Origin of the sequence: Marinobacter sp., assembly GCF_033722735.1 — a bacterium.
Taxonomy (GTDB): domain Bacteria; phylum Pseudomonadota; class Gammaproteobacteria; order Pseudomonadales; family Oleiphilaceae; genus Marinobacter.
Genome location: NZ_JAWVYN010000013.1, coordinates 107,356 through 119,929, shown reverse-complemented (window position 1 = coordinate 119,929; position 12,574 = coordinate 107,356). Strand labels below are relative to the sequence as shown.

The following is a 12,574-nucleotide window of genomic DNA, read 5'->3' as shown; positions in this document are numbered from 1 at the left end:
GAGCACTGAATCGAGTCGTCGATGAGCTCAATAATCGCCCCAGGAAACGGCTGGGGTATCGGACACCGGCAGAGGTGTTCTGGGGTGAATATTCCGGAGCACTACAAACGAGCGGTGCTGCACTTATTGTTTGAATTCAGGCCCTGGAGCAGCCTGGAGGATCGGATGGAGAAGAGTGTGCCGAACCTGGCGCAGGGTTCGTTTGTCAGTGAGGTCGGAGCCGAGTCGTGAGATTGAGGGCCGGACAATCTGCCACGAACACGCCCAATTCCTCCTACGCCAACAGCTTTTACCGGGGGAATGCGATTCCGGAACAACCGGCACCGAAAGCAACCAACAGGTTCGTGAAAGTGGTCGAGGCCGGGGACTTTCTGGAGCGTTTGTCTTGGGGAAGCTACGTCAACGTGAGCCCCAATGCCGCCCGTATTTTTCAGGAGCGAATGAATGGGCGTGGCCCAGTGCATACAGCTGGGCCGACCTGGACCCACCAACAGAATCCTACGGAATTCATCAAGACTCGTTGGGAGCTTCTGTTGATGTTCGCTGGTGCGTTTGCGGACTGTTGGATGCTGAAGTTTTGGGGTGGGATTATCGTATTATCTGTGCCCTTGATAGAAATCGCGAAAGAATGGAGTAAGGCCCATCGTGGTGGCCAAGGGTGCGGACGAGATTGCTTTCAAGATCATGGAAATTGCCCGGGAACACCGGGTGGAAGTATTGCGGACACCACCGCTGACCCGGGCGGTGTACCACAACACCGAGATTGGCGGCGAGATTCCCGATGGCCTCTACATGGCGGTGGCCCAGGTACTGGCCTACCTGTTCCAGCTGCGGCAGTTCCGCCGTGGCCAGGGGCCCAAGCCGGGCATGCCGGATTTCCCCATCCCCAGTGACCTGCGGCGGGATGTTTAGGCCCCCTAGGTTCGGGACTCGATGATTCGCACCAACGGATCGTTGCGACTCTCTGGAATGGGCAGCCGTCCGTAGTAATGTCTCGGGTTGTGCACCTTAACCTCAGCAAAACCGAGCGCCGCCAGGTGACGCTGGGCCTCGGCGTCGCTGTCGAAGTGAATGGTGACCTGACTGTGGGTCATCCCGCCCAGCATCCGGCGAAGCACATTGATGCCGCCGCGGATCACCGGCTGGGTCGGTAACAGGTAGCTGTCGGTCAGGTAAACCGAGCCAGGGCGCTTGGCCAGGATGGCGGCGAGCCGCTGCCAGAAGCCGCCGATGACCTCCAGGGTGAAATAGTTACTCAGGCCCTCGGTGACCACCACGATGGGGCCGCCCTCGTCAAACACCCGCTCGACCACTGCTTCTAGCGTCTGTTCCCCCTCGTCTGCCAGGATGTCGATAGGCGTGACCTGATGCTGCGGACTCAGGTACCCACCCTGGGCCAGCTTGGCGGCCTTGCGGGCGGCCATGTCCGGCAGGTCGGCTTCCACCATGTGCAGGGTGGGAAAGCGCTGGCGCAGGCGGATGCCCCGGGGGGACAGTCCGCAGGCGATCTCCAGCACCTGGGTGACTCCCCGCTGGGTGACCGCTTCCTCGATCAGGTGGTCGATGATCAGGTGACGCTGGAGCAGGAAGGTTCTCAAGTTGCCGCCGGCAACGGTCTTGCTGGCGGCTTCGAAGGGGCTCATCAGGCTGTAGAGCCAATGGCCCTGGATTGTGGACAGGCTTTCGTCGGAGAGCCCGTTCCGGTGCCAGACGGCACCGGTGTACAGGGCGGTGAAACTGATGCCGGAGCTGTCAGTCGGTTTGGTGTTCATAGATGGCTTTTCCCCAGGCTTCCCTGTCGCCGGGCAGAATCAGGTTCAGCGCGATGGCCACCACCGCGCACAGCGCGATGCCTTCCATCTGGCCGAGGACCATGCCGCCGATGCCGAACACCAGCGTGACCCCGACAATGACCAGATTACGTGCTTCCGACAAATCCACCTGATGGCGGATCAGGGTATTGAGGCCTACTACGGCAATGGAGCCGAACAGCAGGCACAGGATGCCGCCCATCACCGGTACCGGTATTGACTGCAGGGCGGCGCCGAACTTGCCGACGAACGCCAGGACAATCGCAATCAGGGCAGCCCAGATCATGATTCTGGGGTTGAAGTTCCGGGTCAGCATCACCGCCCCGGTGACTTCCGAATAGGTGGTGTTGGGCGGTCCCCCCAGCAACGCGGCCGAGCTGGTGGCCACGCCGTCACCGAGCAGGGTGCGGTGCAGGCCGGGCTTTTGCAGGTAGTTGCGGCCGGTGACGTTGCCGATGGCGAGAATGTCGCCGATGTGCTCGATGGCCGGGGCAATGGCCACCGGCACCATGAACAGGATGGCGGACCAGCTGAAGGCCGGCGCCACAAAGTCGGGGACGGCGAACCAGGGGGCCTCGACAATGGTGCTGTAGTCGATGATGCCGGCGAACGCCGAGAGGACATAACCGGTGATGACGCCGAACATGATCGGGATCAGCCGGAAGATACCTTGGGCCCAGACGGCGGCGACGATGGTGACCGCCAGTGAAGCCATGGCAATCAGGATGGCGGTGTCATAGGGCACCAGCACCGCACTGCCGTCGCCGGCGCGCCCGGACGCCATGTGCACCGCCACCGGCGCCAGGCTCAGGCCAATCACCATGATGACGGGGCCGATCACCACCGGTGGCAGCAGCCGATGGATGAACCCGGTGCCCCGCAGGCGGACCAGGCCGCTCAAAATCATGTACAGAACGCCGGCGGCCACCAGGCCCCCCAGGGTCTCCGCCAGCCCGAAGCGGGTCTTCGCCGCCAGGATGGGGGCAATGAAGGCGAAGGAGGAGGCCAGGAAGATGGGGATCTGTCCGCCGGTCACAATGTGGAACAGCAGGGTGCCGAGCCCGGCGGTGAACAGGGCCACGTTGGGATCCAGACCGGTGATCAACGGCATCAGCACCAGCGCGCCGAAGGCCACCAGCAGCATCTGGGAGCCGGCCAGGGCCTGTCGCCAGGAGGATTGGGTTACGCTGTCGGGCATGCTCAGCTGTCCTTCTGTTTGGTGCCGAAGATCTTGTCGCCGGCATCACCGAGTCCCGGCAGGATATACCCTTTCTCGTTCAGGCACTGGTCAATAGAGGCCGTATAGATGGTGACATCGGGATGGGCCTCCAGCACCTTCTCTACGCCTTCTGGCGCCGCCACCAGCACCAGCGCGCGGATCTCGGTACTGCCGGCTTTCTTCAGCAGGTCGATGGTGGACATCAGCGAGCCGCCGGTCGCCAGCATGGGGTCGATGATGATGGCCAGGCGCTGGTCCAGTTCGCCCACCAGTTTCTCCAGGTAGGTGCTGGCTTCCAGCGTCTCCTCGTTGCGGACCTGGCCCACCACGCTGACCCGGGCGCCGGGAATCAGGCTCAATACCCCGTCCATCATGCCCAGACCGGCCCGCAGGATGGGCACAATGGTGACCTTCTTGCCGGAGATCCGCTCCACGGTGACTGGGCCGGCCCAGCCCTCGATGGTCTCCTCGGACAGGGTGAAGTCCTGGGTGGCCTCGTAGGTCAGCAGCGCGGAGACTTCCTGAGCCAGCTCGCGGAAATTTTTGGTACTGATATCAGCCCGGCGCATCAGGCCGAGTTTGTGGCGAATAAGCGGGTGTTTTACCTCATGGATGGGCATGGCTCACCTGTGTCTATAACGGATCGGAGGTTGGGGGCTGTGCCGGGTCTGGGTCCTGGCACGTACCCCAAAAAAGTTGGAGCAAGGATAACGTATATCGCCCAAGGCGTCAGGCGCGGCGGGCCGGCGTCATGTAAGGAGTGGTACGGATATTGCGATATTCCCGGTGCGTGATGCGAAAGCGTCAAATTGTCGACCGACACCGTCCGCCGGGCGGGGGAATACGGGGTAGCAACCACCAATGGATCGAGCTCTAGTCCTCAATAACGTCAAATCCCTGACGCACGGAAGTCTGGGCATCCCCATCCTGCTCATGGGGCTGCTGGGCATGATGATCCTGCCCATGCCCACCTTCATGCTGGACGTGTTCTTTACCTTCAACATCACCCTGTCCATCGTGATTTTGCTGGTGTGTGTCTACGCCCTGAGGCCAATGGAGTTTGCCTCCTTCCCCACGGTACTGCTGGTGGCGACCCTGCTGCGGTTGGCGCTGAACGTGGCGTCCACCCGGATCGTCCTGCTTAATGGTCATGAGGGTGGGGACGCTGCGGGTAAGGTGATCGAGTCCTTCGGGGCGGTGCTGATCGGCGGCAACTACGCCGTCGGCCTGGTGGTGTTCGCCATTTTGATGATCATCAACTTCCTGGTGGTGACCAAGGGTGCCGGCCGGGTGTCCGAGGTCAGTGCGCGCTTCACCCTGGACGCCATGCCCGGTAAGCAGATGGCCATTGACGCCGATCTCAACGCCGGCCTGATCAATCAGGAGGAGGCCAAGGCCCGGCGCTCCGAGATTGCCCAGGAGGCGGATTTCTACGGCTCCATGGACGGTGCCAGCAAGTTCGTCAAGGGTGACGCCATCGCCGGTCTGCTGATCCTGTTCATCAACATCATCGGCGGTGTGGCCATCGGGATGCTGCAGCATGACCTGGACTTCACCACCGCCATGCAGAACTACGCCCTGCTCACCATTGGCGACGGTCTGGTGGCGCAGATCCCGTCACTGCTGCTGTCCACCTCCGCCGCCATCATGGTGACCCGGGTGACCGCGTCCCAGGACATGGGCGGCCAGATCCTGCGGCAGATGTTCAGCGCACCCAAGGCCCTGGCCATCGCCTCGGGTATCCTGATCATTCTGGGCCTGATCCCCGGTATGCCCCATGTGGCGTTTCTCGGGTTGGGGGTGATTGCCGCCGCTCTGGCCTATTTCATCTGGCAGCGGGAGCGGCAGACGGTGGAGGAGGGCGGTGCCTTCCCACCCCGGGCCGGTGGCGCACCCGCGCCCCGTCCCGGTGGTCCCGAGGCGCCTCCCGGCGGGCCGGCCCCGGAGGCCGGGCTGCCGGCGCCGGCAGAGACCCGGGAACTGGGCTGGGACGATGTCGCCACGGTGGACATCGTGGGCCTGGAGGTGGGCTATCGGTTGATTCCGCTGGTGGACAAATCCCAGGGCGGCCAGCTGCTCACCCGCATAAAGGGGGTTCGCAAGAAGCTGTCCCAGGACCTGGGCTTCCTGATGCCCTCAGTCCATATCCGCGACAACCTCGATCTGATGCCGAATGTCTATCGCATCACCCTGATGGGGGTCACCATCGCCGAGGCGGAGATCCACCCGGACCGGGAGCTGGCCATCGATCCCGGTCAGGTCTTTGGCAAGGTGGAGGGGGTTGAAGGCAAGGACCCGGCATTTGGTCTGGATGCGGTGTGGATCGAGGAAAGCAAGAAAGACCAGGCCCAGACCCTTGGCTATACGGTGGTTGATGCCAGCACCGTGGTGGCCACCCACCTGAACCAGGTGCTGCAGAAGCATGCCCACGAGCTGCTGGGCCATGAAGAAGTCCAGAAGTGGCTGGAGCAGCTGGAGAAGATCTCACCGAAGCTGGCGGAGGAACTGGTGCCCAACACCGTGTCCCTGAGCATCCTGCTGAAGGTGCTGCAGAGCCTGTTGCAGGAAGAGGTGCCGATCCGCGACATGCGTTCGATCGCCGAGGCCATCGTCAATGTCCATCCGCGCAGTCAGGATCCGAAGGTGCTGACCACCGCGGCCCGTCAGGCCCTGCGCCGGATGATTGTCCAGAGCATATGCGGCAACGAGGCGGAGATCCCCGTTATTACCCTGGATCCAGACCTGGAACAGTTATTGCTAAAGTCACTACAACAGAGTCAGCAAACCGGCGGCGGGGATGACATCGGGCTGGTGTTGGAGCCGAGCATGGTGGAGAAGCTGCAGCGTTCACTGCAGGACAGCGTCCAGCGTCAGGAAATGCTGGGCAAACCCGCCATCCTGCTGGTTTCCGGGCCCTTGCGGCCGGTGTTGGCGCGGTTTGCCAGTTATGGGGTGGAGCGGCTGCACGTGCTCTCCTACCAGGAAATACCGGACAACAAGCAGATTACGATTGTGGCGTCCGTTGGCCAGTAAGCCACGGAAACCCGAGATCCGGTGACGGTTTTTCGACGGTCACCGCAGGAGGATGAATCATGAAGGTAAAACGGTTCTTTGCGCCAACCATGGCTGAAGCGCTCAAGTGCGTCCGGGATCAGATGGGGCCGGATGCCGTGATTCTCTCCAACCGACGGGTGGACGACGGCGTTGAGATCGTGACGGCGCTGGATTATGACGAGAACGTCGCCCGCCAGCGGCTGGGGGAGTCGGCCCTGGAGGCCACCAACGGCTCCCGTCTGGCGGAACTGCAGGCCGAGCAGCATCGCAGGCTGGAGGATGAACTGGGCCGCTCCCGTTCCCGGATTGCCCAGGTGCGGGAGCAGCGGGCCCAGAGCGGCGCCCAGTGCCAGCCCGCGGCTGAGCCGGAACCCCTGACCAGGTCCGACAACCGGCCGGCGCCGGCGCGCGGTACCCAGGACGAACTGGCACAGATGCGGGCCGAGATCGCCTCGCTGCGGGAGATGGTCAGTGGCCGGACTGCCGCGACCAGCGTTGAGCCCGCCGCCAACGCGGTGCAGCAGCGTCTGGTCGAGCGTCTCCAGGACTATGGCCTGGGGTATGACTTGGCGGGGGCGCTGTCCCGGAGCCATGGTGGCGGGCGTCTGGAGGATGGCTGGAAACAGGCGCTGAAGACCCTGGCCGCCGGCATCAGGACGGCTCGCAGCGAATGGCTGGACCAGGGCGGGATCTACGCGCTGGTGGGGCCCACCGGTTCCGGCAAGACCACCACCATTGGCAAGCTCGCCGCCCAGTATGTGCTGCGGCACGGCGCGGACTCGCTGGCGCTGGTGACCACAGACCGGTTCCGGGTTGCCGCCCACGAACAGCTGTTTGTCTTCGGTCGCATTCTCAATGTGCCAGTGCGGGTGGTGGATGACAGCCATTCGCTGGACAGCATCCTTGATGAGCTGTCGGACCGGCATCTGGTGCTGGTGGATACCGCCGGGCTGACTCACACGGACAGGGGGTATGAGGAACAGCTCTCGGAACTGGCGCAAAGCAGACACGAGATCCTCTCGCACCTGGTGGTCTCGGCCACCAGTCAGCCGCGCATCATGAAATCGGTCTGGCATTCCTATAAGATGGCAAATCTTACAGGGTGCGTGATGACCAAGCTCGATGAAGCGCTAACCCTGGGTGAGTGCCTCGGATTTGCGATGGAGACCGGGCTGGCCGTGGCATACTATACCGATGGCCAGAAGATTCCCGATGACCTGCATCACGCTGATGCGGTGCAACTGGTACGCCAGGGGGTCGAGCGGCTCAAGACACAGCAGGAGCGCAGTGTGGCACAAGGGGCGTGATGCCCGGTTAACACATTTCAGCCCGCTTCGGACGCTGGCCACCAACAACAACGGCCTACCCGGACCCCAGACCGTGGTAGCAGAAAAGGCAAGAGACAAGATTCAGTATGAGCAGAGCACATCCGGTTCAAGTAATTGCGATATCCGGCGGCAAGGGCGGGGTTGGCAAGAGTAATGTCTCGGTAAACCTCGCCATCGCACTAGCCCAGAAGGGCCGCCGGGTGGTGTTGCTGGACGCCGATCTGGGCCTGGCCAACATTGATGTGTTGCTGGGTATTACCGCCAACCGCAACCTGTTCGATGTGCTCAACGGCGAATGTGACCTGCGTGACGTACTGGTGGACGGCCCGGGCGGGATCAAGATCGTACCGGCGTCATCCGGCACCCAGAAGATGACCCAGCTGTCTCCGATGGAACACGCCGGACTGATCAATGCCTTCAGTGAACTGGGCGACCAGATCGACGTGCTGATCGTTGACACCGCCGCCGGCATTTCGGAATCGGTGGTCAGCTTCCTGCGGGCCTCCCAGGAGTTGTTGCTGGTGGTCTGTGACGAGCCCACCTCCATCACCGATGCCTACGCCCTGATCAAGCTGATGAATCGGGATTATGGCGTCAACCGCTTCCGCATCCTGGCCAATCAGGTTCGTACCGAACAGGAGGGACGTCACCTGTTCAATAAACTGTCCCGGGTCACTGAACGCTTCCTTGATGTGGCGCTACAATATGTAGGGATGGTGCCGTTTGATGAAGCCGTCAAAAAGGCCGTGCAGAGGCAGCGCGCGGTGCTGGACGCCTATCCCCGTGCCAAGGCCTCACTGGCCATCAAGGCGCTGGCGGAGCAGGTGGACAACTGGCCGCTGCCTTCCTCTCCGCGAGGCCACTTGGAATTCTTTGTCGAACGGCTGGTCGAGGTCTGAGTTCCATCCCGCAACGGTAAGCTGGTTACATGACATTGGCGAAGAAACTCGGGATATACCAACGGACCGGCGCAGGGCAGGCCCAACAGCTCGTTGAAACCCATGCCCCCCTGGTCAAGAAGATCGCCCTGCACCTGATGGCGCGGCTGCCGGAGTCGGTGCAGCTTGATGACCTGATGCAGGCCGGGATGATTGGCCTGCTGGAGGCAGCGCAGAAGTATCGGTCCAACAAGGGCGCCTCCTTTGAAACCTACGCCGGCATCCGGATCCGGGGCGCCATTGTCGATGAGATCCGCAAGGGTGACTGGGTGCCGCGATCGGTACACCGCAACGCCCGGCGGGTGTCCCAGGCCATCAAGACGGTGGAAGACCGTCTCGGGCGGGAGGCTCAGGACGCCGAGGTGGCTGAAGAGCTGGAGATGACCCTCGCCGAATACCACGCCTGCCTCAGCGACGCCAACGGCGGCCGACTTTTTAGCCTTGATGAACTCAATGAATCCGGCGAGGTGCCGATAGAAGAAACAGATGGCTCTGATAATCCGCTCGCCGATATCACGTCCAATGCGTTTCGACGCAGCCTGGCCGAGGCAATCGAAGAGTTGCCTGAGCGGGAAAAACTGGTGCTCAGTCTCTACTATCAGGAAGAGCTGAACCTGAAGGAGATCGGTGCCGTGCTGGAAGTGAGCGAAAGCCGGGTCAGTCAGATACACAGCCAGGCCGCCATGCGATTGCGGGCTCGCCTGTCCGGTTGGCAATCTGCAGACAGTGGCTTGTAGCCGGGAATCCGGCTGGAACTGTGTAGCATTTGGTAACAGGCGCTTTACACGGTACGCAAAGCCCACACAATAGGCGCTGTACTGATGGCTGACTTGCTAGAATTCGACTCGGGGATCCGGCACACGGACCCTGAATGCAAGATTGCCGCATGCGATTAACTGGAGGTCCCTTTGGACAAAAACATGAAAATCCTGATTGTGGATGATTTCTCCACAATGCGCAGGATCATCAAGAACCTGCTGCGAGATCTGGGGTTTACCAACACGGATGAGGCGGATGACGGTAACACCGCACTGCCCATGCTCAAGAGTGGTAAGTACGATTTCCTGGTGACCGACTGGAACATGCCGGGTATGAGTGGTATGGAGCTGCTCAAGGAAGTCCGTGCCGATGAAAACCTCAAGTCGTTGCCGGTGCTGATGGTGACCGCGGAGGCGAAGCGGGAGCAGATCATCGCGGCCGCCCAGGCAGGGGTTAACGGTTACGTAGTCAAACCGTTCACCGCGGCGGTGCTCAAGGAAAAGATTGAGAAAATTTTCGAACGAATTCAGTGACAACGGGTCGGAAGAGCTCCCATGAGCAAGAACAATGATGACCAAAAAGGCCTCGACCCGGAAGCGATCGAAAAACTGCGGTCACAGGCAGCGGAATTGATGGATCAGGTCACCGCCGGGAACTACGCCCGCGCGATGAGTGTGATCAACGACTTGAACGACGTCCGGGACCAGAGCCTATACCGGGAGGTGGGCCGACTCACCCGGAGTCTGCACGAAGCCATTCGCAATTTTCAGATTGACCCTCGCAATTCCGAGCAGCAGGAGGCGCTGTCGAAAATGACAGACGCGTCCGACCGCCTGGAGTATGTGGTCCAGATGACCAGCAAGGCGGCCAACCGCACCATGGATCTGGTGGAAGACACCATGCCGCGGACCCAGGCCGTCAAGGAAGAGGCTCGCGACCTGCGTGATGACTGGCTCCGTCTGAGACGCCGGGAAATGGAGCCGGCGGAATTCCGCGAGCTGTACGGACGAATCGATCGGTTCCTGGTCAATCTCACCGAGGAGTCGGACACCATTTATGGCAGTTTGTCCGAAATCCTGTTGGCGCAGGATTACCAGGATCTCACCGGCCAGGTCATCCAGAAGGTGACCCAACTGGTGAAAGAAGTGGAAGACCACCTGCTCAATCTAGTGGTCATGGCCAGTCACGTCGATCAGATTACCGGTACCGTCCACGAAATCTCCGAGCCGGAAGAGTCACCGGAGAAAGGGCAAGGCCCGCAGATCAAGGCGGCGGAGCGATCGGATGTCGTATCGGGACAGGACGATGTGGATGACCTGCTGTCCAGTCTCGGGTTCTAGATAAGGGGAACGCATGGCCTTTGATGCCGATGAAGAAATCCTGCAGGACTTTCTGGTAGAAGCGGGCGAGATTCTCGATCAGCTCTCCGAACAGCTGGTGGAGCTTGAGCAGCATCCGGACGACAGTGATTTGCTCAATGCCATCTTCCGCGGCTTTCATACCGTCAAGGGCGGGGCCGGCTTCCTGCAGTTGGAGGCCTTGGTGAATTGCTGCCATTCCGCCGAAAACGTCTTCGACAACCTCCGTAATCATAAACGGGGGGTGGACGCGGAATTGATGGATGTCGTGCTGCAGGCGCTGGACAACGTCAATGCGATGTTCGCCCAGGTGCGCAACCGGGAAGAGCCCACGCCCGCACCCGCGGAGCTGATCCAGGCGCTCGACCAGCTGGCGGAACCGGCCGAAGCCGCTGCGTCGTCGGCGACTGCCTCCCAGGCACCGGCGGAGCCTGCGTCTGAGGGCGAGCCCGGTGGCGATATCACCGACGAAGAGTTCGAACAGCTGCTGGATGCCCTGGACGACGGTCAGGCTGAACCTGCGGCCAAACCGGAGGCTCCCGCTGAAGGTGGCGACGGCGAGCAGACCGGTGGTGACGAGATCACCGACGATGAATTCGAGGCGCTGCTCGACGAATTGCACGGCCAGGGGCAATTTTCCGGAGCCCCGGCAAACGGCAATACCGGTGATCAACCGGACGAGCAGGCCGCCGGCGAGACCTCGGGCAGCGACCTGATCAGCGACGACGAGTTCGAGAAGCTGCTGGATGACCTGCATGGCAAGGGCAGTGGGCCGACCTCTGCGGGAGCTGCCCAAGAGGGGCCCGCCGACGACCGGGCAAACAAACCCGAGTCGGGGCCAGGGCCCGTTCCGGAGCCCAAGCCTGCGGCCAAACCGTCCCCAGCCAAACCGGCCACAGAGCCCACGCCCGCTGCCAGTACGCCGGCCCCGGCTGCGGAAACTACGGTGCGGGTGGACACCAAGCGTCTGGACGACATCATGAACATGGTCGGGGAACTGGTGCTGGTGCGCAATCGACTCCAGCGTCTGGGGGCCGAGAGTGAAGACGAGCAGATGCACAAGGCGGTGTCCAATCTGGATGTTGTCACCACGGATCTGCAGTCGGCGGTGATGCAGACGCGGATGCAGCCGATCAAAAAGGTGTTTGGCCGTTTCCCCCGAGTGGTGCGGGACCTGGCCCGCAATCTCAAGAAAGAGATCAACCTGGAGATGCACGGCGAAGACACCGACCTGGACAAGAACCTGGTGGAAGCCCTGTCGGACCCGTTGGTGCACCTGGTTCGGAACTCGGTGGACCACGGCATAGAACCCCCCGACGTCCGCGAAAAGGCGGGCAAGCCCCGGGTGGGGCGGGTCACCCTGTCGGCCGAACAGGAGGGGGACCATATCCTGTTGGCCATCGAAGACGACGGCGCGGGGATGGACCCGGAGAAGTTGCGTCAAAAAGCGGTCGAGAAAGGGGTGTATGACCAGGACGCCGCCGACCGGCTCACCGACAACGAATGCTACAACCTGATCTTCGCGGCCGGTTTCTCCACTAAGGACCAGATTTCCGACGTGTCCGGCCGAGGGGTGGGCATGGACGTGGTCAAAACCAAGATTGGCCAGCTCAATGGCATGATCAACATCGAATCCGAGCTCGGCAAGGGTTCCCGCATCATCATCAAGGTGCCGTTGACCCTGGCAATCATGCCCACGCTGATGATCATGCTGGGCGATCAGTCCTTTGCCCTGCCGTTGGTCAATGTGGTGGAGATTTTCCATCTGGATCTGAGTAAAACCAACGTGGTGGACGGGCGAGAATGCATCGTCGTGCGGGACAAGGTCTTCCCGCTGTTCCACATCAAACGCTGGCTGGTCAAGAGCGCCCCGGTTGAACGGGAGCCCAGCAATGCCCACGTGGTGATAGTGGCCATGGGGACCAAGCGGGTAGGCTTTGTGGTCGATCAGCTGATTGGCCAGGAAGAAGTAGTCATCAAGCCCTTGGGACGCGCGCTGCAGGGGACGCCGGGTATGGCCGGCGCGACCATCACCGGCGATGGTCGCATCGCCCTGATCATCGACGTGCCAAGTCTGCTTCAGCACTATGGCTAACGGACAGGCTAT

General features: G+C 61.6%; 10 protein-coding genes and 1 pseudogene. 8 read left to right on the top strand and 3 right to left on the bottom strand.

Going from position 1 to position 12,574, the window contains the following annotated elements:
• Positions 1–639: 639 nt before the first annotated feature.
• Positions 640–912, top strand: a pseudogene (locus R3175_RS11490) (EscU/YscU/HrcU family type III secretion system export apparatus switch protein); the annotation flags it as partial.
• Positions 913–917: 5 nt separating this feature from the next.
• Here the strand turns inward: R3175_RS11490 and R3175_RS11485 are convergent.
• Genes R3175_RS11485 through upp form a run of 3 tightly spaced genes read right to left on the bottom strand, consistent with a single transcriptional unit; the run spans position 918 to position 3,650 of the window.
• Positions 918–1,772: a class I SAM-dependent methyltransferase gene (locus tag R3175_RS11485; RefSeq protein ID WP_318944414.1), complete on the bottom strand. Its 855-nt coding sequence runs from the start codon at positions 1,770–1,772 to the stop codon at positions 918–920.
• The gene (locus R3175_RS11480; protein WP_318944413.1) at positions 1,753–3,009 is read right to left on the bottom strand and encodes a uracil-xanthine permease family protein; all 1,257 of its coding nucleotides are present in this window, start codon (positions 3,007–3,009) and stop codon (positions 1,753–1,755) included. Before R3175_RS11480 ends, R3175_RS11485 begins: the two co-directional genes overlap by 20 nt.
• Before the next feature lie 2 nt (positions 3,010–3,011).
• Positions 3,012–3,650, bottom strand: a complete 639-nt coding sequence (gene upp / locus R3175_RS11475; protein ID WP_318944412.1) for a uracil phosphoribosyltransferase — start codon at positions 3,648–3,650, stop codon at positions 3,012–3,014.
• Positions 3,651–3,891: 241 nt separating this feature from the next.
• Between upp and flhA the strand changes: the two genes are divergently transcribed.
• The 7 genes from flhA to R3175_RS11440 all read left to right on the top strand — a co-directional run bounded on the left by flhA (position 3,892) and on the right by R3175_RS11440 (position 12,562).
• Entirely contained in the window at positions 3,892–6,063 is a 2,172-nt protein-coding gene (gene flhA / locus R3175_RS11470; protein ID WP_318944411.1) for a flagellar biosynthesis protein FlhA, read from the top strand.
• Positions 6,064–6,122: 59 nt separating this feature from the next.
• Positions 6,123–7,391: a flagellar biosynthesis protein FlhF gene (gene flhF, locus R3175_RS11465; RefSeq protein ID WP_318944410.1), complete on the top strand. Its 1,269-nt coding sequence runs from the start codon at positions 6,123–6,125 to the stop codon at positions 7,389–7,391.
• Between the two features lie 107 nt (positions 7,392–7,498).
• Complete coding sequence (locus R3175_RS11460; protein WP_318944409.1) at positions 7,499–8,311, top strand: MinD/ParA family protein; 813 nt, start codon at positions 7,499–7,501, stop codon at positions 8,309–8,311.
• 29 nt (positions 8,312–8,340) lie between these two features.
• Positions 8,341–9,087: an RNA polymerase sigma factor FliA gene (locus tag R3175_RS11455; RefSeq protein WP_318944408.1), complete on the top strand. Its 747-nt coding sequence runs from the start codon at positions 8,341–8,343 to the stop codon at positions 9,085–9,087.
• A gap of 171 nt (positions 9,088–9,258) precedes the next feature.
• Positions 9,259–9,642, top strand: a complete 384-nt coding sequence (gene cheY / locus R3175_RS11450; RefSeq protein WP_318944407.1) for a chemotaxis response regulator CheY — start codon at positions 9,259–9,261, stop codon at positions 9,640–9,642.
• A 21-nt stretch (positions 9,643–9,663) separates the two neighbouring features.
• The gene (locus R3175_RS11445; protein WP_318944406.1) at positions 9,664–10,449 is read left to right on the top strand and encodes a protein phosphatase CheZ; all 786 of its coding nucleotides are present in this window, start codon (positions 9,664–9,666) and stop codon (positions 10,447–10,449) included.
• Positions 10,450–10,462: 13 nt separating this feature from the next.
• On the top strand, positions 10,463–12,562 hold the full coding sequence (locus R3175_RS11440) for a chemotaxis protein CheA (protein ID WP_318944405.1): 2,100 nt from the start codon (positions 10,463–10,465) through the stop codon (positions 12,560–12,562).
• The last annotated feature ends 12 nt before the right edge of the window (positions 12,563–12,574 follow it).

What these genes read in the sequence shown, in the direction of transcription:
- R3175_RS11440 (WP_318944405.1), top strand. Translation starts at nt 10,463, where the DNA reads ATGGCCTTTGATGCCGATGAAGAAATCCTGCAGGACTTTCTGGTAGAA.
- R3175_RS11445 (WP_318944406.1), top strand. Translation starts at nt 9,664, where the DNA reads ATGAGCAAGAACAATGATGACCAAAAAGGCCTCGACCCGGAAGCGATC.
- R3175_RS11460 (WP_318944409.1), top strand. Translation starts at nt 7,499, where the DNA reads ATGAGCAGAGCACATCCGGTTCAAGTAATTGCGATATCCGGCGGCAAG.
- flhF (WP_318944410.1), top strand. Translation starts at nt 6,123, where the DNA reads ATGAAGGTAAAACGGTTCTTTGCGCCAACCATGGCTGAAGCGCTCAAG.
- R3175_RS11480 (WP_318944413.1), bottom strand. Translation starts at nt 3,009, where the DNA reads ATGCCCGACAGCGTAACCCAATCCTCCTGGCGACAGGCCCTGGCCGGC.
- R3175_RS11455 (WP_318944408.1), top strand. Translation starts at nt 8,341, where the DNA reads ATGACATTGGCGAAGAAACTCGGGATATACCAACGGACCGGCGCAGGG.
- flhA (WP_318944411.1), top strand. Translation starts at nt 3,892, where the DNA reads ATGGATCGAGCTCTAGTCCTCAATAACGTCAAATCCCTGACGCACGGA.
- upp (WP_318944412.1), bottom strand. Translation starts at nt 3,650, where the DNA reads ATGCCCATCCATGAGGTAAAACACCCGCTTATTCGCCACAAACTCGGC.
- R3175_RS11485 (WP_318944414.1), bottom strand. Translation starts at nt 1,772, where the DNA reads ATGAACACCAAACCGACTGACAGCTCCGGCATCAGTTTCACCGCCCTG.